Source organism: Caldalkalibacillus uzonensis (assembly GCF_030814135.1).
Classification (GTDB): Bacteria; Bacillota; Bacilli; order Caldalkalibacillales; family Caldalkalibacillaceae; genus Caldalkalibacillus; species Caldalkalibacillus uzonensis.
Genome location: NZ_JAUSUQ010000005.1, coordinates 228611 through 248825, shown reverse-complemented (window position 1 = coordinate 248825; position 20215 = coordinate 228611). Strand labels below are relative to the sequence as shown.

Annotated in this window: 20 protein-coding genes and 2 pseudogenes; 12 read left to right on the top strand and 10 right to left on the bottom strand. The window is 40.3% G+C overall.

Annotated features, from left to right (window positions below; translation table 11 throughout):
• Positions 1 to 254 precede the first annotated feature (254 nt).
• From J2S00_RS08925 to J2S00_RS08915, 3 genes are all read left to right on the top strand, one after another.
• On the top strand, positions 255 to 1616 hold the full coding sequence (locus tag J2S00_RS08925) for an alanine/glycine:cation symporter family protein (protein WP_307338354.1): 1362 nt from the start codon (positions 255 to 257) through the stop codon (positions 1614 to 1616).
• Positions 1617 to 1848: 232 nt separating this feature from the next.
• Entirely contained in the window at positions 1849 to 1965 is a 117-nt protein-coding gene (locus J2S00_RS08920; RefSeq protein ID WP_307338351.1) for a YjcZ family sporulation protein, read from the top strand.
• A gap of 218 nt (positions 1966 to 2183) precedes the next feature.
• Complete coding sequence (locus tag J2S00_RS08915; RefSeq protein WP_307338348.1) at positions 2184 to 3212, top strand: hypothetical protein; 1029 nt, start codon at positions 2184 to 2186, stop codon at positions 3210 to 3212.
• A 229-nt stretch (positions 3213 to 3441) separates the two neighbouring features.
• Here J2S00_RS08915 and J2S00_RS08910 read toward each other — a convergent pair whose 3' ends face one another.
• Positions 3442 to 5871 carry a S8 family serine peptidase gene (locus J2S00_RS08910; protein ID WP_307338345.1) on the bottom strand — a complete coding sequence of 810 codons (2430 nt, stop codon included), beginning with the start codon at positions 5869 to 5871 and terminating at the stop codon, positions 3442 to 3444.
• 236 nt (positions 5872 to 6107) lie between these two features.
• Between J2S00_RS08910 and J2S00_RS08905 the strand changes: the two genes are divergently transcribed.
• The 5 genes and pseudogenes from J2S00_RS08905 to J2S00_RS20030 all read left to right on the top strand — a co-directional run.
• Positions 6108 to 6269, top strand: a complete 162-nt coding sequence (locus tag J2S00_RS08905) for a hypothetical protein (RefSeq protein WP_307338342.1) — start codon at positions 6108 to 6110, stop codon at positions 6267 to 6269.
• 115 nt (positions 6270 to 6384) lie between these two features.
• The gene (locus J2S00_RS08900; protein ID WP_307338340.1) at positions 6385 to 6984 is read left to right on the top strand and encodes a YheC/YheD family protein; all 600 of its coding nucleotides are present in this window, start codon (positions 6385 to 6387) and stop codon (positions 6982 to 6984) included.
• A 1-nt stretch (position 6985) separates the two neighbouring features.
• On the top strand, positions 6986 to 7525 hold the full coding sequence (locus J2S00_RS08895) for a YheC/YheD family protein (RefSeq protein WP_307338336.1): 540 nt from the start codon (positions 6986 to 6988) through the stop codon (positions 7523 to 7525).
• Positions 7526 to 7671: 146 nt separating this feature from the next.
• On the top strand, positions 7672 to 7914 hold the full coding sequence (locus J2S00_RS08890) for a hypothetical protein (protein WP_307338333.1): 243 nt from the start codon (positions 7672 to 7674) through the stop codon (positions 7912 to 7914).
• Positions 7915 to 8061: 147 nt separating this feature from the next.
• A pseudogene (locus tag J2S00_RS20030) lies at positions 8062 to 8322 on the top strand (transposase); the annotation flags it as partial.
• Positions 8323 to 8543: 221 nt separating this feature from the next.
• Here J2S00_RS20030 and J2S00_RS08885 read toward each other — a convergent pair.
• The 5 genes from J2S00_RS08885 to J2S00_RS08865 all read right to left on the bottom strand — a co-directional run bounded on the left by J2S00_RS08885 (position 8544) and on the right by J2S00_RS08865 (position 13765).
• On the bottom strand, positions 8544 to 9662 hold the full coding sequence (locus J2S00_RS08885; RefSeq protein WP_307338330.1) for a UDP-N-acetylmuramoyl-tripeptide--D-alanyl-D-alanine ligase: 1119 nt from the start codon (positions 9660 to 9662) through the stop codon (positions 8544 to 8546).
• A gap of 55 nt (positions 9663 to 9717) precedes the next feature.
• On the bottom strand, positions 9718 to 10836 hold the full coding sequence (locus tag J2S00_RS08880; RefSeq protein WP_307338328.1) for a UDP-N-acetylmuramoyl-tripeptide--D-alanyl-D-alanine ligase: 1119 nt from the start codon (positions 10834 to 10836) through the stop codon (positions 9718 to 9720).
• A 191-nt stretch (positions 10837 to 11027) separates the two neighbouring features.
• On the bottom strand, positions 11028 to 12554 hold the full coding sequence (locus J2S00_RS08875; RefSeq protein ID WP_307338325.1) for a YheC/YheD family endospore coat-associated protein: 1527 nt from the start codon (positions 12552 to 12554) through the stop codon (positions 11028 to 11030).
• Between the two features lie 471 nt (positions 12555 to 13025).
• Complete coding sequence (locus J2S00_RS08870) at positions 13026 to 13202, bottom strand: helix-turn-helix domain-containing protein (protein ID WP_307338322.1); 177 nt, start codon at positions 13200 to 13202, stop codon at positions 13026 to 13028.
• Positions 13169 to 13765, bottom strand: coding sequence for a hypothetical protein (locus J2S00_RS08865; protein ID WP_307338320.1), 597 nt, complete (start codon positions 13763 to 13765; stop codon positions 13169 to 13171). Before J2S00_RS08865 ends, J2S00_RS08870 begins: the two co-directional genes overlap by 34 nt.
• 257 nt (positions 13766 to 14022) lie before the next feature.
• On the opposite strand from J2S00_RS08865, the gene J2S00_RS08860 reads away from it, so the two are divergent.
• The 4 genes from J2S00_RS08860 (at position 14023) to J2S00_RS08845 (ending at position 16574) form a co-directional block, all read left to right on the top strand.
• Positions 14023 to 14760 (top strand): phosphocholine cytidylyltransferase family protein, encoded by a 738-nt coding sequence (locus J2S00_RS08860; protein ID WP_307338318.1) that lies wholly within the window; start codon positions 14023 to 14025, stop codon positions 14758 to 14760.
• A 15-nt stretch (positions 14761 to 14775) separates the two neighbouring features.
• Positions 14776 to 15186 carry an NUDIX hydrolase gene (locus tag J2S00_RS08855; protein WP_307338316.1) on the top strand — a complete coding sequence of 137 codons (411 nt, stop codon included), beginning with the start codon at positions 14776 to 14778 and terminating at the stop codon, positions 15184 to 15186.
• A gap of 55 nt (positions 15187 to 15241) precedes the next feature.
• Positions 15242 to 16015: a phytanoyl-CoA dioxygenase family protein gene (locus J2S00_RS08850; RefSeq protein WP_307338314.1), complete on the top strand. Its 774-nt coding sequence runs from the start codon at positions 15242 to 15244 to the stop codon at positions 16013 to 16015.
• Positions 16016 to 16310: 295 nt separating this feature from the next.
• On the top strand, positions 16311 to 16574 hold the full coding sequence (locus J2S00_RS08845) for a hypothetical protein (protein WP_307338311.1): 264 nt from the start codon (positions 16311 to 16313) through the stop codon (positions 16572 to 16574).
• A 23-nt stretch (positions 16575 to 16597) separates the two neighbouring features.
• Here J2S00_RS08845 and aepX read toward each other — a convergent pair whose 3' ends face one another.
• The 4 genes and pseudogenes from aepX to aepY form a co-directional block, all read right to left on the bottom strand.
• Positions 16598 to 17494, bottom strand: a complete 897-nt coding sequence (gene aepX, locus J2S00_RS08840) for a phosphoenolpyruvate mutase (RefSeq protein ID WP_307338307.1) — start codon at positions 17492 to 17494, stop codon at positions 16598 to 16600.
• Positions 17495 to 17624: 130 nt separating this feature from the next.
• A pseudogene (locus J2S00_RS08835) lies at positions 17625 to 18130 on the bottom strand (aminotransferase class V-fold PLP-dependent enzyme); the annotation flags it as partial.
• Positions 18131 to 18158: 28 nt separating this feature from the next.
• Positions 18159 to 18896, bottom strand: coding sequence for a YheC/YheD family protein (locus J2S00_RS08830; protein ID WP_307338305.1), 738 nt, complete (start codon positions 18894 to 18896; stop codon positions 18159 to 18161).
• Positions 18893 to 20047, bottom strand: a complete 1155-nt coding sequence (aepY, locus tag J2S00_RS08825) for a phosphonopyruvate decarboxylase (RefSeq protein ID WP_307338302.1) — start codon at positions 20045 to 20047, stop codon at positions 18893 to 18895. Before aepY ends, J2S00_RS08830 begins: the two co-directional genes overlap by 4 nt.
• Positions 20048 to 20215 lie beyond the last annotated feature (168 nt).

The following is a 20215-nucleotide window of genomic DNA, read 5'->3' as shown; positions in this document are numbered from 1 at the left end:
CCTTGGTAGACACCTAAGGCTATTTTCCCAAAGACAGCCCAAGATCGTAAACACCGAAATGAACTGGATAATGACTAGCGCGCTTACGCTTGCTTTCTTCTCATTCGCGTTCGCTTGCTTCGCAAGCAAACGCTCATTACGAAGCTATGTCCTCCATCACCAAAAGTAATCTCTATTCATTTTTCAAGGAACAGTTTTAGGTTTGAAAGACCTTCAAATGAAGGCTAAAACATAATATACAAGGAGGTTTTGTCATGGAAGAGTTTCAAAAAGTGATTGACATGATCAGTGGCTATGTGTGGGGCTGGCCTTTATTGATTTTATTATCAGGAACAGGAATTTATTTGACGCTTCGCTTAAGTTTTCTGCAATTTTCCACTCTTCCCTATGCTCTGAAACTTGCTTTCAGCAAGAAATACCAGGACAAAAAGTCTCCGGGAGACATCTCCCACTATCAGGCTCTGACCACTGCTTTGGCAGCGACCATTGGGACCGGTAATATCGCCGGTGTGGCCACAGCCGTTTTTATGGGGGGACCTGGTGCGGTGTTCTGGATGTGGTTCATTGCCTTGTTTGGTATGGCTACAAAGTATGCCGAAGCGATTTTGGCGGTTAAGTACCGTGTTCAGGAACCTAATGGCGAAATGTCTGGTGGTCCAATGTATTACATAGAAAAAGGCTTAGGCTGGAAATGGCTTGCTGTTCTCTTTGCCATTTTCGGCTCTATCGCTGCTTTCGGGATTGGTAACACGGTCCAATCCAACTCAGTTGCTGATGCGGCCCATTCCACCTTTGGTGTTCCATTGTGGGTCACTGGTATTATTTTAACCATTTTAACTGCATTGGTCATTTTGGGAGGCATTAAAAGTATTGGCCGTGTCACCGCCTTTTTTGTGCCCATTATGGCGCTGTTTTACATCATTGGCGGCTTAATCATTATGGTTATGAATATTAATCTGGTCCCTTCAGCTATTGCCTTGATTTTCACCGATGCCTTTACCGGAGAAGCCGTAGCAGGCGGAGCCTTAGGTGCCGTAATCCGGTACGGGGTAGCCCGCGGGGTCTTCTCTAATGAAGCCGGTCTGGGTTCAGCGCCTATTGCAGCTGCAGCAGCGAAAACCGACTATCCTGGACGTCAAGCTCTCGTCTCCATGACACAAGTCTTTTTGGACACTATTATCGTGTGTTCCATCACAGGCATTGTGCTGGTGATGGGTGGATTGTACACAGGAGAAGACAGCGGAGCGACACTGACATCTATGACTTTTGAAAGCTTCCTGGGTACCTCAGGAGCATTCATTGTAGCTGTTGGTTTAATTTTCTTCGCCTATTCCACTATTCTGGGCTGGTCCTATTATGGTGAAAAATGTTTTTCCTATCTGTTTGGGACAAAAGCCGTGCCCCTATACCGCGTGGTTTACGTCGTTGCCGTCTTTTTCGGAGCTGTCATGAGCCTTGATCTGGTGTGGGGTATCGCTGATATAATGAATGGTTTAATGGCTGCTCCCAACCTGATTGGCCTAATTGGCCTGTCTGGGGTTGTCGTCGCTGAAACCAACCGTTTCTTGAAGCAAATGCGCGAGGAAGAGAAGAAAGAGAGAATGGATGCTGTCTGAGAAAAGGACAAGATCAGTCAAGGTAAAATAACGAACGGAAACAAGCATTCCCCTCGTCATTCCCTGCTATAAGGGATGGCAAGGGAATTTGTGATTTCTGTATCGTGACGATCTATTTCGCAACAAACATACTAAACTCCGCATTTGCCCCGGTACACCTGTCCATGCCACAGGGCGGTCTGGCGCATACTGTAATAAAGAGCGCGCTCAAACTTCACAAGGAGGTTATAGTATGTCTGCTCCTGTTAGTCCCTTTGCTTCTCCATTTACCTTGATCGTTGTCTTGTTCATTTTGCTGATCATTGTAGGCTGTTTCTGTTTCGTGCCCGTTACCAGACCCTTCTGCTAATCAAGGAGTGATCCCATTAAGGTGACGCTATCCTCCATTAAGACTCGCGTTCCTCCATGGTAAGGCCCCTGTTGATACAGGGGCTTTTTTATTGTCTTTTTTATTGTATGGACAAAAGTTAATTTTATAAAATAAAAGGCTAATGCTGAAAACGATGTAGATAAGTGATACATATTATAACCTGTACATCATCTACAAATGGAAGGGGGAAAAGCTCAATGAATGAGAACAATAACATAACTTATTTGGAGCCCTTAAAAGGAAGAATCATCCGTTTGTTTAAAGGTGGGCCTGAATCAAAGTACGGCCGGTTATTAGATGTAAAATCAGACTATTTAGTTTTATCTACTGCAGATAATGAAATTATATTCTACAGATTACATCACCTGAAAAGTTGTATAGAGGATTCAAAAGATATTGCTAACTTTGTTAATAAACCATCAATTGATAAGATCACCCAATATGAAGAAGCAGAAGATTTTCATACCCTTCTGCAGAATATGAAATATCGCTGCATACGTATCGACCGAGGAGGACCTGAATCCAGACAAGGCAGACTCTTAGAAGTCAAATCGGATTATATAGTCATTCATACAGGTGAGAATAAGGTTGTATATTATGAAATTCATTATATCAAGAGTATTAGTGAAAATAAAGAGATCTCTATCCAAACTTATAAAGACTATCCTGGTTATATAGATGGCGAAAACTTTTCAACATTACTTCAAAATATGAAACATTGTTGGGTGCAAATTAATAGTGGAGGCCAGGAAAGTATAGAGGGTGTACTTGTTGATAATTCTGACGATCATTTAACTCTTATATATAACCAAGAAGTATACCGCATTTCCACATTTCATATTAGAAATGTTAGTTTGGGACCTAAACAGAAAAGAAAAGAAGATGAATCTATAACAGAAAAAGGAGATCAAAAAAAGGAACAAAAGAAGGATGATGAAAGAAAATGGAAAGAAGAATCTGATATAGACGTTTCAAAAGAATTAAAAAACGATGATAATCAACAGAATAGAAAGGCTGAAAAAAATAAACATGAAGAAATGTCTTCTGATCACAAACACGGAGATAAACAGAAAGGCAAGAATAATGAAGCACATAGACATGACGATGAAAAACATGACAAAAAAAAAAAAGAAGTAGAATCTCATAAATCAAACATGAAGATGAAAAAAATCATCCTAAACACCAAAAACCAACAGATCCTTACTCTGTTCCTGATTCAAAACTAAAAAACAAAAAAATCTAGTAAAAAAACAGCTTGTAGACAAAAGTACCGAAGGTACGGAAGGTCTACAGGCTGTTTTGTTAAATAAATGATATAGTATTATATTTGAAGGAGAATCGCATCCTGAAAGAAGCTGTAGAGCATGGCTTTGTCGACCCGGAGGTCGTCTTTATTGAGTCTACCCACGTCAAAACTCATGCCAGCCCCTGTTGATACAGGGGCTTTTTTTATCCTTACTTTAACTCGGCAAGCAATCCGAGCTGGGTTGTTTGGCCGGCTTTGGTCGCCAGAGCAAAAAGAGCATACTGTCCACTCTCCAGCTGTTGTCCGGCAATCGTACCATCCCAGCTGTAGTCGCTAAACGCCTTGGGCACATCCGTGTATGTTCCGATATGGCCCATATAATCACCTGCCGCAGAACCCGTCCATTCGTAGACAAGGAAGGTCAGTTCCTCTGCCCCGCCGGGGAGATAGACGGTTAAGTTATATCCCTCTTCCCTGTCCCCCTCGAAATAGAAGTGGGTAATCCGCGGATAATCAGGCTCCTGAACAAAGAGGATGGTTGGCACCACAAGCTCCTGTCCGCTGTTTCTAAGGGTAATGGCCCCCTCATAGTAGCCTGCCTTTAGCTTAGCCGGGTCGGCCTCCACGATGACCTGAACGGTTTGGGACCCATTGGACCTCACGTTCAGGTTGCGGGAGGTGCGGACCTTTAAGCCTTCCGGATTCCCCGCAAAAGCGGCTTCTACTTCATACCGTGTTGTTTTATCAGTTAGATTTTGGATCTGGATGCGGGTCCGCTTCACTTCTCTTTTATCTTCCCTATAAACCACGCCAAACGAGTGGCTGCCAGGCAAGAGCAAGGCTTCGGTTTGAATGGCATCCCACACCCGTATGCTGCCTGCTCCTTGTGTATTGTACGGGTAGCGTGTACCGTTAGGGGCAAACAGCTCCTCAGCTGTATTCATCAGAGCCGCCTTCACCTCTTCAACTGTCCAGTCCGGATGCTTCTCAAGTAAAAGAGCAGCGGCTCCCGCCACATGGGGGCTGGCCATGCTTGTTCCCTGCAGAGCGGCATAACCATGGGGGTCTTCGGAATTATGGGTTGGAATGGTACTCAAAATATTCACCCCTGGCGCCGATACATCAGGTTTAATCATCCACGTGTCCATGACCGGTCCCCGGGAGGAAAAATCAGCCACGGTTTCACCCACGGTTTTCACGAATTCAATTGAAAACTGAACGGTATTATTTCCTTCTCCCAACTCACTTAACATTTTCTGACCGTCTTCCAGACTTAATTTAACGGTAGTTACGGCCATACCGGGAATATCAATAGGGATTTCCCCAGGCACATGATTGTAAATAATGACACCCACGGCACCGGCATTCTTCGCATGTTGGGCCTTATCCACAAACGGAATCTCTCCACGTTTGATCAGCGCGATCTTTCCTGCTACATCTTTGCCTTCAAAGTCCTGGACACGCCCCAAGCCTACATCGGCAAATTCATAGGCTTGTCCATGCAGAGCGAGCAAGGCTTCCTCATCGCTAAACCCCATCACTTTGGCACTGGGATAATTCACTTCTGCAGAGGTAAACAGCTCAGCGGCATAGGCGTTGTGTGGCAGGCGCGTAGCCCCGACCGAAATGGCCTGGCGGGAAGTTCCCGGTGAGCCCACAGTCCAATTGTTGGGGCCGCTGTTGCCGTTAGAAGTGACTGCAACTACTCCTTCGGCCATGGCCCAGTCAAGGGCAATGCTGGTCGCCCAGTCAGGATTGTTCAGTGTATTGCCCAAGGAAAGATTCATAATATTCGCTCCATCTTGCACAGCCTGTTCAATACCGGCCACCACATTCTCTGTGGTTCCGCTTCCTCCAGGCCCCAGTACACGGTAAGCCAGTAACTTGGCATCAGGTGCCACACCCTTAATCTGTCCGTTAGCCGCTACCGTACCGGCTACGTGAGTCCCGTGATTGGTAACCCCTCCCCGTGGATCGCCCGGCGGTGTTTCCTGGGGATCATCATCATTATCAACAAAATCCCATCCTTTATAATCACCAAAAGCATGGGCCAGATCCGGATGGGTATAATCTACCCCTGTGTCAATGATGGCCACGGTGACGCCTTTACCGGTCACTCCCAGCTCTTCCCACACCTGGTTGGCGCCGATGTAAGGGGCACTTTCATTCATTTCCGGACTCACTTCTTCCGCTTGGACAACCCCTGTTCGGGCAGCGTCCACCTTGTATTCCACGTTGGGGTAAACGGCTTTGACACCAGCAGTGGCAAGCAGTTCGGGTATGCTTTTGGCTAGCAGTTCAACTGAAAAGCCTGAAAAGAGGAAATCATATTCCCGATTCACTTTTGCATCTGGCACATTGGCTTGCAGTTCCTTAATCACTTGCCCACGCACTTTGGCCAGGCGCTCTTTGCTTTGCTTCTTTCCTTTATGTTTAGCTTCTACAATCGATTCTTCTTCAAGTTCCACAATGACAGTGGTGGGAACAGGAGAAGAGAGATCAATATCAGCATATAATGAGGCCAGTGTGGCTGGCGAGGCTTGTCCGCTCTGACTTGCTGCAGCGCTCATACCAAAGCTGCTCAAAATGACACTAATGATTAAGAAACAGACCACACCATGTTGAACAAGCTTTTTCATCGTCACTTCCCCTTTCATTTAATGGATTAAGACAAAACGTAAACAGTGAACGAACACCCCCTAAGACTATAAATATTTCAAAAATTACAATCATTTCAATTATAAAACATCCCAAACAAATTATCCCTAGGACTTAGGTATACATTGTTTGGGGTGATGATGGTACTGAAGGTCTAGAGCTTAAAGCTCGTTAAACAGAATTTTTAGGGTTTGCAGTGCCTCTGTGGGGATATGGGGTGAAGATAGTCGATTTGGCCCAGGGTCTGACAATGATAAATCTTGTCCGGCTTGGCATTTATTTGATCAGCCACAGTTGGTTCAGCCAGTCAAGGACGACAATCGATGCCTATCTCTCCGTAATGGGTGAAAGAATAACGGCGCTTGTTCATTTAAAGTAATTAAAAAAGCGGCATCACAAAATTCCCTTATATAAATATTGGCACATGGATAATGTTAATAGAACAATCCAAGCATAGCCTGACCACATATATTATTCTAGGGGTGATGTCTTTTATGAAAGCTAAAACCTGGATATTTTTTAGAATGTTCCAGCGAATAAAGGAAAGCGTTAAAAATCTTCTGTTTGTCGTACGCCTTGGCCATCGCGCTTTTGACCGGTCTATGACAAAACCGTTAATCGGTATAATGGTTTACAAACCAAGACCGTTAAGAGACTATGAAATGGCTAAACTTTTAAACGTGGACTTGTTAGTATTTAGACCCAGAGGAATCAAATGGTCGAAGAATAAAATTCGCGGGCGTATTTACAAAAATGGGAAATGGGAAAGAAAAACTTGCCCCTTCCCTGCAGCAGTCTATAACCGGCTTTATTCGTCTAACAGAACTGTAGTTCACAAACTAGAAAGGGCAATTGGGAAAGGAAAGGTATTTAATTGTATCACTAGATTTGACAAGTGGGAGATTTACAACATATTACGAGAAAGTGCCATTCATCATTATGTACTGGCTACTTATCTATATCACCCAAGCAATCTAATACCATTATTAAAAAAATATAACAAGCTTATCCTCAAGCCGAGTAAAGGTCAATTAGGGCGCCGGGTATACCTGATCGAACGGACAAACAATAACGAATACCGGTTATATTCCTAATTTGTACCCACAACCAAATAATACACCAAATGAACAAGATTCTGTTAAAGAGGTCAATGCATTAATCGGTAATGAGAGATTCTTAGTCCAACAGTTTATTCCTTTGGACCTTATCGATCAAAAAAAATATGATATCCGTATCTACGTGCAGAAAGATCATCAAGGCCAATGGACGGTTTCCGGAGGGTTTAGCCGAGTGGTGGGTAGTGCCGACTCTTATATTACGAATCAGGCTACTGAGATAAAAAGCATTCATGATATGCTCAAGGAAAATAACATGCTGTCGACAAACCAGCTGGACAAAATGGAAAAGATCAGTATACAGGCTGCCCAAGCTATAGAATATAAGCTTGGACATTTAGGAGAAATGGCCGTAGATTTTGGCCTGGATCATCAGGGTAATCCGTGGATCATTGAAGTAAATGGTAGAACTCAGAAAAAGTTCGTCAAGCGTGTAAATGATAGTGAACTGACTAGAACCATATATTTGAAGCCCATCGAATATGCCCGTTTTTTGGCTAGATCACCTCGTAAGAAATGAACTTCAGGTGTTGATTAAGTTATGTCAATAGCCAATCTTAAGTCAGCCAACGTTAAATATACTTTTCTGACTAGTTTAAGTGTACAAGCAGTATGAGAGAAGATGCATATGATATGACTATCAAAGGTATAAAGGAGGGTTAATGAATGGCTGTAGTAGGATTGTGTTCAGTCACCGTACAGGTAACAGCCATAGATGGCGTAGTGCTCCCTGATCCCATCACAGTATTTGCAAACACGCTGTTTCCTAAATTTAATGGGATTGTAACTGTTACTGTTTTTGGGCAAACTGTACAATTTCCTTGCCCATCAGTAGATTTAGAAGAAGAAATTGATGTACCAGGTGTTGGGACAGTTACTCTCTTAATTAATGCTGTACAATTAGGGTAGCATCAGTACCATTCGAATCCCTTTCAAAATGAAGTAAGGTAGACTAGGGTACTGAAATTTCCTGGCGACCGCACGGTCGCCTTACTTCTTATTTTTTCAGTTCTCCCTCATCAAACCGTACGTGAGATTAACCCTTTATACGTCGGCTACTTATCTTACAAGGATATCAAAAAATTACAGCTGAACTGAAACCTATCGATAAAGCAGCCCTGGAAGAATTGGATCAGTTCGAACAAACCTGGGGAACCAAGTACCCGTTGATGGTTTAATCCTGGGCAAAAAACTAGGATCCAAAATTGCACCTTTTTCAAAATTATCCACCAGAGATAATGCAAACTGATTTATACCACCTACATGCTCGAAAGTTACCACCGCCAGCTCAGAAAAGTCACCAAACGGAAAAGCCTAGCTGCATCAAGGCTTTTCCGTCGTTAAGCATAAATATTTGATAAGAAAAAAATCTCTGTTAAATAAAAATTTGGTGAGGACGGGAAGAGTTCTCCTGAAATACGTTGATTAATACAACAATAGATTTCTCCACGCAAACGAAGAGGTGGACAGGAGCTGACTTTAATAGGACGTATTTCAAAAAGTCACTTATGAATAGTGGCTTTTTGTTATGATCACACTTATTTAGTGCTGGACAAACGAAGGCTATATTCAGCAAGAAATTCGGAGGTGATATACATTTTCATAGCGTGAGATCCTTTGACTAGAATAGCACTATGAGGAAAGTTCTTTTTTAACATGTTGTGTAAATGCTGGCGATTTGTGAAGTGATGGACGTTTTGAGCTGGAAATCCATTTTTAATAGCCGCTTCCCCAATCCATTTGGCTTTTTGGCCATAGGTGTAAATCGCATCAATATCCTTTTTGGCTAAATAACACCCAACTTCTTTGTGACCTTTCTTTGAATACTGACCTAACTCTAACATGCTTCCCAATACGACAATTTTCTTTTTGCCTTTGCCTAGTCTGACGAGTACATCTGACGCTGCTTTTACCGATTGGGGGTTCGCATTAAAAGTATCATCAATCAGAAGGGATTGATTAGGGAGCGGAATTACATTTAACCTTCTGGCTGGGCTTTTGAATTTTTTTAATCCTTTTCTCATTTCGGCGGGTGTAAAGTGGAGTTGGTGGGCAACAGCGATGGCAAACAATGCATTGATCACATTATGATCACCAAAAGTGGGAATAAAGAATGTCTCCTTTTGATTATCTAAGGCCACTTGAAAACTCATGCCATTATCCAAATACTTGATATGACTGGCTTGATAGTCGGCTTTGTTTTTGATTCCTACTGTGACGATTTTCCCTTTAAAGTGATGAGTTTCTAACAATTTTGAGTTCTGATCATCATTGTTGATGAACAATGTACCCTTGGGGTTCATATATTTGATTAATAAAGATTTGGATTTCGCTATTGATTTTAAACTGTTTCCAAGCTTGCCGTAGTGGGCTGTGCCTATATTTGTAATCACCCCCATATTCGGCTGTATATACCGGAAATGACTTTTTCCTCTTTTCCGCCCCAATCCTATTTCTAAGATCATAGCCTGGTGAGAGGGTTTTAGATGTTGGACGTATTGTTTAGTGTGTTGGGGTTGGTTCTTATTTCTGCTTTTGCTTGCTTTAAGAATCTTCCATTTTGTTTGCAGTATCGAGGCAACAAATTCTCTGGTCGTTGTTTTCCCAGCACTACCGGTGATTGCTATAGCAGGTATATTGGGAATAAGGGGCTTCATCATAGCAACCTCCTCATGAACTGTTTTTAAAAAATCACGAAGGACCTTGGCATACTTATTTGGTGCTGGAAAAACGAAGGCTATATTCAGCAAGAAATTCGGCGGTTTTATACATTTTCATAGCGTGAGATCCTTTGACTAGAATGGCACTATCAGGCTGGAAATGCTTTGCTAACATGTTGTGTAAATGCTGGCGATTTGTGAAATGATGGACGTTTTGAGCTGGAAACCCTTTTTTAATAGCCGCTTCCCCAATCCATTTGGCTTTTTTGCCATAGGTGTAAATCGCATCAATACCCTTTTTGGCTAAATAACGCCCAACTTCTTTGTGACCTTTCTTTGAATACTGACCTAACTCTAACATGCTTCCCAATACGACAATTTTCTTTTTGCCTTTGCCTAGTCTGACGAGTACATCTGACGCTGCTTTTACCGATTGGGGGTTCGCATTAAAAGTATCATCAATCAGAAGGGATTGATGGGGTAATGGAATCACATCTAACCTTCTGGCTGGGTTTTTGAATTTTTTTAATCCTTTTCTCATTTCGGCGGGTGTAAAGTGGAGTTGGTGGGCAACAGCGATGGCAAACAATGCATTGATCACATTATGATCACCGAATGTGGGAATAAAGAATGTCTCCTTTTGATTATCTAAGGCCACTTTAAAACGCATGCCATTGTCCAAATACTTGATATGACTGGCTTGATAGTCGGCTTTGTTTTTGATTCCTACTGTGACAATTTTCCCTTTAAAGTGATGAGTCTCTAACAATTTTGAGTTCTGATCATCATTGTTGATGAACAGTGTGCCCTTGGGGTTCATATATTTGATTAATAAAGATTTGGATTTCGCTATTGATTCTAAACTGTTTCCAAGCTTGCCGTAATGGGCTGTGCCTATATTTGTAATCACCCCCATATTCGGCTGTATATACCGGAAATGCCTTTTTCCTGCCTCGCGTCCAAATGCCATTTCCAAGATGACAGCCTGGTGAGAGGGTTTGAGACGCTTTACCTTTTGATTCGTATGACTTGGCAAATTCAAGTTTTTTGTTGTCTTAAGAATTCTTTTCCACTTAGTACTTAGAATGGAATAAATAAATGCTTGAGTCGTTGATTTTCCAGCACTACCGGTAATCGCAATCGCAGGGATGTTTGGAATAAGAGGCTTCATTTTTTTAACCTCCTTAGATACTTTTAAATTATTATATTTTCGGCAAAAATACTTGTATAATAAATAAGCCCAGCTCTATAGTAAAAAGGCTTTTGTTATAAAGTACAAGCACTGCCTTTCTGACAGTGCCTGTTTTTACCTACCCAATCATGGATATCTTCCCTAAGCGTGCAATCGTCAGTTAATATATCCTAAAATCCTGTAATATATTTTGCATACTCTAACGGATAAACAAATGCTTTCCTAATGGTTTCCCGATCATATGAGCGGTGTAAAGCACTTTTAGCAGGCTTGGCGTTACACTCAATAAACCATATATTACCCTGCTTATCGAAGGCAAAATCAATTCCGATTTCTCCAAAGGCACCATATGCTTTCTCGGTATAGTGATATACTTTTTTCAAGAAATCATCAACACGTTTCCTCAATTTTTTAACTTGTCGATTTGAATACCCATAATATGTCTTATAGAAATCCTCGAACCGATAACATTTAGCACCTGTTCGTGTACTTGTGACAGGGCAACCTTTCCCTCCAACTCTGACAGCAACGGCAGTCACATCAAGTTTACCCTCACCATCCCGTTGAACTGTTGCCCGCATATCGATATTGCTTCCATCGATTGTAGGTAAATCTATCGCTCGTTGAACGATCACCTGTTCCCGGCCAAATTTATGTTCAATTAAGTGGGCCACATCTCTGATATTTCTTTTTGTTCCAACAACAAGTTTGGTTGTATAGTAACTGTAGTCGAAACGCGAAGGTGACTTCCTCTCGACACGCATGATTCTCCGGCCATTACTGCTGACACATTTCTTGACATACACTTTGTTAGTGCCACGAAATGCTTGTAAATCCTGTGGATTCTGATACAGTATCGTGAACGGGAGATAAGGGCGCATCTCTGGATATTGACTCAGTTTATAATACAGATCCCATTTATCAAAGTAGTGCTGGGCATTGATTTTTTTTATGGGGGTTTCGGTTTCAAGCTTCATACGAAAAGCTTGTTTAGGTAATCGGCTATTAGGACGGCCGCTGCCACGATCATAAAGCACATCTGGAAATGGGAATTCTCTTCTTTTCCAACGCTTTTCATGATCATCATAATAGGTGCCTATGACTTTCTTATTTGAAAAATCCACGTCACTCATTGAAAAGAAATAAAGAATATTATGGGCATCTCTATTAGCCCCCATTAACTCCATCGTCCGTCTCTTTGCTTTTTGCTTATAAAACAATTTGTCAGTATAACTCTGACTGACAAAAATACCGGTTACTGGGCCTAATCGAATACTTTTGTCTTCATATTTGGCATGGCAAATAGTTCCATTCATAAGACATAACTTTTTCATTAACGCTGGCGATAACTCCATAACATGATCCGTTTCATTGATGGCATAGTTGACTTCTTCATCAAATAACCCAACTTTGAGATGAATGGTTTTATCTTTTTGTGATGAATCATTTTTTTCAGGTGATTGTTTTCCATCTAGCGAATGGTTTCGATCATGTAATCCCTTTTTTTCTTGGAAATCGTTATTTCCTTTTTTTAATTCATGATTCTGTTGCACGATTATTTCTTGAATTTTGTAAACGTGCATTTGTTCATCACGTTGACCTTCTATCAGGTCAACAAGCACTTTTGGAATCGTTATGAGGTGAGGGTCTTTGGCAGCATGCTCTTTTAGTTGAACCTCAACAGACCGCTTACTCACTTTTTATCATCCTTTCTTTACTAATCCCATCAACAATGATTTGTATCCACACAAATGAGCAAAAGGAAGATCCATCTAACTTTTGTGAGCTTAACAAACCTGACATAGAATAAACGACTAGCTGACTCTAACACAGTATATGGAAGGTGAATGAGTGTGGACACGGCATCTATCTATGGAAAGAACGACTAAATAGAAACCATGCTAATACCCCTACATCAAAGCGTCCTGAACCTCTAAGTCTGATCATACCCTCTTAGGACAACTTTGAGCCATTTCATCAAGCAGGTCATACGGTATAGGTGCAGAACTTTAAAGCTAAAAGCAGTTCTGCTTTTGGCTTTAAAACCACTATAGAACTCACATAAACTGGTGTAATTGAGGTTACAAGAGCAACAGCTAGCTTAATTTTTTAGCTCAAAGTGGCCGGAAATTAAATGCACATTTGGACGGTTTTTGATTTGACAAACGCTATCCACCGGTAAACGGCAGCCCCAACGTTTTGGGCGGGATCTGAGCCAATTCGATGATTGCCGCCCGTAGTTCTTCCGTAAACGTACGGGGACACCCTCCTCTGTACTTGGGCTTGAGCGACTTCAGGTAACCGGAAACGTCTATGATAAGTATTTCTTTATCGTTTTTTTCCATTTAGTATAAGTTTTATAATCTATTTCTTTGACTTGAGACGAGAACGATCTCAGTAGACCAAGTTTACTTAATCCTTTGACTAAACGTTCGGGTTGAGGCCGATTTCTTTTAAAAGACTTCACATGGTCAATTACTTTTATTGTTTTATTGTTCGTAACAATGAAATGACGTAAATATATATCATAATCAGTGAATTTTAAGCGCTCCATTTCTTTATGCAAAGTTATAATCTGTTTTGTTAATTCACGAGGCATGGTTCTCTTATTCTTCAAGTAATCCCCTAAAGGTATTCCCTCGACATACTCCATTACTATATAGTTAGCTCCTGAATCATATAACTTAGGGAAAAAGGGCGATTTTTGAGCTTCTCTTAGCACTTCTTCTTCCCAAATGCGATGTTTCTTTTCTGGATATATTTTCACACATATTTTGTTTGACAACTTAAAAACAGCACCTTGCATCCCTTGGCCAATTAATTCGTAGGGTGTTGGGTTTTTTACTACCTTGACTTTCCCCCCACTAGGTTTGTAAACATCAATTAATCTAAAATCGTTCATGTACATTACACACACTCCTAATTCCTAATATTACTTTTAGATTATGGTGATGATCTTTGAAGGGTTTGTACGAATTGTACTCCTTAAAGAACCTTTTCTTTTAAAAAAAAGCATCGGTTGTATCAACCAATGCTGATTCTATATATGCCTGATTTACGTTAATTTAAACGAATAAACTATCCCCTTGTCCGACAACTGCTCATAAAATATAGCGAAGATCTAAATAAGACCCTCAAAAAATGGCTATGATTGGAAGGTGATTGATGATTAAAACAGCAGTGATCTTAGCCGCAGGAAGAGGTAGGCGCCTGCATAAAATTTCTCAATATGCACCAAAGGGTTTACTGGTTATAGAAAACAAATCGATCATTGAAGAATCTATAGACAAGTTATTAGATGCAGGAATCACACATATTCAGATCGGAACGGGCTATAAGGAAGAAAAATTAAGATTTCTGGCACAGAAAAATCCCGGTATCCGATTTACTGTTAATCATCATTTTGCTAATACCGGGAACCTATATACATTACTGTTGATGAAAGATCAAATTCAAGAGGATTTTTTATTATTGGAATCTGACATCATATACGAGAAGAAGGCCTTACGATCAATCCTCGATGATTCGCATTCCAATGTAATACTCGCAAGTGATTTAACTCAATCAGGAGATGAATTTTTCATTGAATGTGACGACAAACATTTTTTTAAGAAAATGAAAAAACAATCTTCATTTCTATCTAGGATTGATGGTGAATTCGTAGGTATTTCAAAAATATCTTATAGTACTTTTGAACTTATGTGTCAGTTAGCAAAGGAAATGTTAGAGGAAAATCCAATGTTGGATTATGAAGAAGCCCTCAATCGAACAGCTGAGCACTCTTCTTTTTTCATGAAAAAAGTAGCAGACTTGGCTTGGTGTGAGATTGATAATGAGGAGCATCTGAAAAGAGCGACTTCAGTTGTCTATCCTCGTATTAAGTCAAAAGACAAATCGCTATAAGAAAGTGTGGTGTATATGAAGATACCTAAACATAGACTGTCAGCTGGTGCAATAGTACGTGATGAGTATCAGCATATTTTGTTAATAAAAAATAAATATAGAGGTTGGGAATATCCAGGAGGATTTGTTAACAACAGAGAATCCATACAAGATGGTGCTATACGAGAAGTTGAAGAAGAGACAGGAATTCAAGTTAAAATCATTGACTTGATCGGAGTTTATCAAAATAAACAAGCAAGCAGTTGCCATTTTTTGTTTTTTGCGACTCCCTTATCCGGTCAATTAAAGTTCAATGATGAGAGTGAAGGTATTGGCTACTTTACAATTGAAGAAGCATTGCAAATGATTAGTCAAACAACATGTAAAGAACGTGTTCTTCATAGTACCCATGAAAATAATTGGCCATACCTATATATTAATTCATGACTCCTCCTAATGCTATTACTAATAGCATTCACTATATCAGAAAGGAGTGCTCCAAATGATTTATCTTCAACAATTAACGAAAGAACATCTTGAAAAATGGAAACAAGATGGGTGTCTCTATTTACCTTGTGAACAGCTTTACAATTCTGAAATAAAACAGAATCTAATAGATTGGGTGGAAGAAGTACAGAATCTTCCTGAAACAACAGGTAAATGGATGAAATATTACGAGAAAAGTTTAAAAGATGGTTCCAGAATCTTAAACAGAGTAGAAAATTTTTTACCTTACCATGAAAAATTAAATAAATTCTTAAATGGGAAATGGATGCTTGGGATCGTTTCACAACTGTTTGAAGAACCTGCAGTACTTTTTAAAGATAAAATAAATTTCAAACTTCCAGGTGGTGAAGGCTTTAAGCCCCATCAAGACGCCCAGGCCGGATGGGATAGATATGGTCAAACTTTGCATATTTCTGTTGCCGTTTGTATAGATGAAGCAACTCCTGAAAATGGTTGTTTGGAGTGTGCTCTCGGGGAACATAAAAAAGGACTGCTTGGGCCTATGTTTAAAGAACTACCGAGAAATGTAGTTGAAAAATTAGATTGGGTCTCTTTCGAAATGAAACCAGGCGATATCATCATCTTTGATTCTTACACACCACACCGTTCAGGACCAAATCTAACAGATACAATAAGAAGAATGGTTTTTTTAACGTTTAATAAGCTTTCTGAAGGTGACTATCGAGCTAAATATTTTGCGGATAAGCGAAAAAGTTTTCCTCCGGATATCGAACGAAAGCCAGGAAAAACTTATCGTTATAAAATATAGGCAGAGTTGTCGTCTCTTAAGCACGAAGAGCTGCCGCAACGCGGTTAGTCGGTGCAGGGTTGTCGCCTGAATTCACTTCCCTTCTCCACCTTCTGGTGACCAAGGGGCCGTCAGGCCCGAGCGTGAATGCTTTGTTGAACGAAACCGCTGCGTGGTAGCTCTCTAACCCCCTTACTACAATCCATCACACCTTCCTTTATCCTCTAAAGTAAAAAAGGAAGGTGTTTTTTATGCAAGATGTCATACAAGCGATGCCCACTACAATGGACTAATTTGAAACACATTCAACGTTTCTATGAGTTTTGCGGCAAATATTCCAGCCTCCGTCGGATATGATGAGATTCGATCCTTTCTTCATTATGCGATTACGGTCCAAAAGCTTAGTTCTGCCTCTGTGAATTCCGCCTACGGCGCCATCAAGTTTTATTACCAATCCAATCTCCGCCTGCTTCGTCAGTATTGGAAAAGTGTATCACCCAAGCATCTGGCTTTTTCCCGGAAACCCCGTAACCAAGCCGATTTCGGTTCGCACCACAATCCGTTTTTAAACATGCCTTGAACACACCTTTACCTCATTGATGGTTAAGTTTTAGTTACTTTCTTATTATTAGATGGAAGGTATTTTTTTTCCGCTTCTTCAAACTCACTGTGATTTTGAAGTCTAAATACTTCATCAACTGTTACGATGTTGCCTTCGACATGAATGAGTGTTTCATCCTGAAATATTTGCTTGGATATACCTTGCATCGCCATAATCGAGGCCCTTAAATTATGATTAGCCCAAATGACAACACTGACGCCCATGTCTCTGAAATGTTTGGTTGGAGTAGAATAGTATTTCGTAGGGACAATGATAACGGGTAGCCTTCCTTTCCATTCTTTCATAAAAGATTCAATTTCAGTGACATCTGATCTTTTACTGTGTATAAGAATGGCATCAGCACCGGCTTGACGATACGCCTCTGCCCGTCGTAAGGCTTCTTTAAGTCCTAATCCGGCAATAAAAGCTTCGACTCTTGCCACTACACAAAAATCATCATCTAGTTGAGTGTCTTTCATCGCTTTTATTTTTCCGCAAAATTCATTTATGTCGGCAAGTGGTTGAGCCTCGCCTTTAATAAAAGAATTAGTTTTCGGAAAAAGTTTATCTTCAATACAGACCCCTGCGATATGACGTTGCTCTAACTTTTTGACCAGTCTCCTTGCATTATTGAAGTTCCCGTAACCTGTATCTCCGTCCAATAAGATAGGTATAGAAGTGGCGTCACTCATAAACTCTATTACTTCTAATACTTGTGTCCATGAAGCCTCATTATTGTCCCTCACACCTAAACTTGCAGAGATAGATAATCCACTGGCCCAAATCCCTTTAAAACCGGCTTCCTCCACAATTTTGGCCGATAGGCCGTTATGCGCTTCCATTAAAAATTCTAGATTTTGTGAGTTTAATAATTTTTTTAGTTTTGTAGTTTTTTTCATTAAAAACCCACCTCGTAAAACGTTATAGTCCTTTTTTGGGAAAGATGGTGTTTATTTTAGATACCCAATATTCCTTAAAATAGCTTTTCAATAAAAAATACTTCAATATCCTTATAGGTGATATATCCCCTTGTTTACACTCAATGATGGCTTGCTTCGGTGCATATAATGTCTGTACAGGGGGAGTGAAACGAATTTGACTTGTGTTTGAAAAAACGGCTAGATAACTAATATTCATTTATTGCATATCGATTGGAATGGCTGCAAACGAACTCATTGTATCCACAATCATGTCAATATGATGTCTTTTGCAAATTTTTCCGATAGATTCAATGTCGTTTAATAGCCAGTCGTTGTCTCATGATGGACAACAGCGAGATGAGAAATTTTACGAGAGGATTTTTGGATCAATGTTTCTAAAGTGGTTAAATCGATAGGAGCGTCAGGGGGGCTTTGAATTTCAAGGACGTTAAAACCGTAAATATGAGCAATCTGACACATTCTTTGACCGTAAGCACCGTTATTGATGATGAGCACTACAGCTTCTGAAGGAATCACAGAGCTCGCCCATTTAACACTTCCTGTTGTTGTAGCAGGACCGGGATTAAGCAATATATTTCTTTTTACTTTTCTCATATTATTCTGTTCTGTCATAACCTAGAAGTTAACCTCTTTTATATTCCATAATGCGACGATACATCGTTTTATCTTTAAGTTGGCGGAAATGAAAAAACATTGGGTCTGAATTAGCTTCAATAATCATGATCTTTCCATCAGGCTCAACCCCGATATCATATCCGTAAATACGATGATATGGGTAATGTCTAGTTAATTCTTGCGAAGCCAGTAAGGCAATCCGATCGATATTAAATAATAATTCTTCTTGACAGAGCTTTTTAAGTGGTGATTTTTGAATGGCCTCTTCAACGGTTAAAATTGTCCCTTTACTTCTTGCATGATTGGTCACGATATACCCTTTACCTGCAACTTTTACCACTTTTGCAGTTACCGTCCAAGGTTCATCTAGATTTCTACGTTGTACAATCACTCTGAAATCTATCGGACGGCCATTGATTTCAGTAAGGCGGACAGGCTGTTGGACTATATAACTACGAGATTTCATTTTCTTTTGTATATAAGAATAAGCCTCTTTTTCACTACGTATCGTTTTTCTTTTATTTTCGTGGTGCATTTCAAAGACATTGTCTTCTTTTAAAGATATTTTAATGATACCTTCCCCCCTTCGACCTCTGATTGGCTTAAGATATACAGTTCCGAATTTATTGATCATGGCCCAAAAGTTATTTTTGTTCAGTTTTCGGGTTTCAGGTAAGTAGGGTGCCAACCACTCTGAAGTTTTCATAAACTTATATCTTTCCCACTTATTTCGTTCCGGTTTCATTTATACACTCCTCCGTCTGTATTGCCTCTTAAAAAATGTTGTAATCTTTCCTTAACTTCATGCGGTTTGATTTTCGGACGGCCAAGGTTTTTCTTGGATCCCTTTGCTATTTTCATATAAACAAAAGTCAATCCTCTTGATTTTTTCCATTCTTTTATAGTGGATACTAACTCTTGTACATTATGAATATAGATGCATTTCTCATAGCCTGCGGCGGCAGCTATCTTGATAAAATTCACATTGTGAGAGACTGTATTTTGTCCCCCTGTCGAATCATACGTATGATTATCTAATAGTAGATGAAGCATATTGTGGGGGTGATAGTACCCGTTCGTGGCCAAACTTCCCATGCGCATCAACAAGGAACCATCACCATCAATAACGATGATATCCTTATTTGTTTGGGTTAGGGCTAAGCCAAGGCCAAGTGAGCTGACACACCCCATGGAACCAACCATGTAGAAATTGTTGGGTGCATCTTCAATCTCATATAATTCTCGTCCAGTTTTTCCCGTGGTTACCAGTTGTACGGTTTGGTTGTCTTTGAATCGATTAATGACCTCCAATACTTGAAACCGTACGGGGAGCTGATCCTCTTCTTTTTTCATCAATATCACTTGGTTCGAATGTGAAGAGAGACTTTTTTTCCTTAGAATCTCCTCTCCAAACGTTCCTTTTTTAACAACAAAGAAAAAGGGCTGATTCTTTTCAATCCATCGATTAGCTTGTTCGACTTGATGTTTGGCTTCCTGTATATCACTCGATAAATACTGCCATTTGATTTGCATTAATTCCAATAACTCCGTTGTAATTCGCCCCATCAGTTCATGTTGAGGTTCATCAGGTTTACCCGGTTCTCCTCGGAGGCTGACAAATCCAAGCACTGGCAGCCTAAAGGGATAGTTCAAAGAAACTAAAGGTGAAACAGCATTAGACAGACCTGAATTTTGCATGAGAACAACCGACTTTTTCCCCCCAATAAAAGCACCAGATGCTATGGCTACTGCATCTCCTTCATTTGCAGCAGCGATATATTCACATTCGTTAATCGCATAATTAATGAAATTCTTTAAAAAAGAGCAAGGCACTCCGCTGTAAAATGAAAACCCAGACTTTTTTAGCAATTCCCCAAATTTTTTGGTGTCTAGCATAAATCCTCACCTGCTGCTTAATAACGTTATAAAGTTGAATGTGATCACCTTGACCATTGTAGTTTTATTTTATGGATTTAGGATTTTAATGACACGGACAAGTGTTTCAAGACACATGCGGTTTTTGTTATAGTGGAAGTAGAGGACAAAGTCATCAAGATTAAAAAA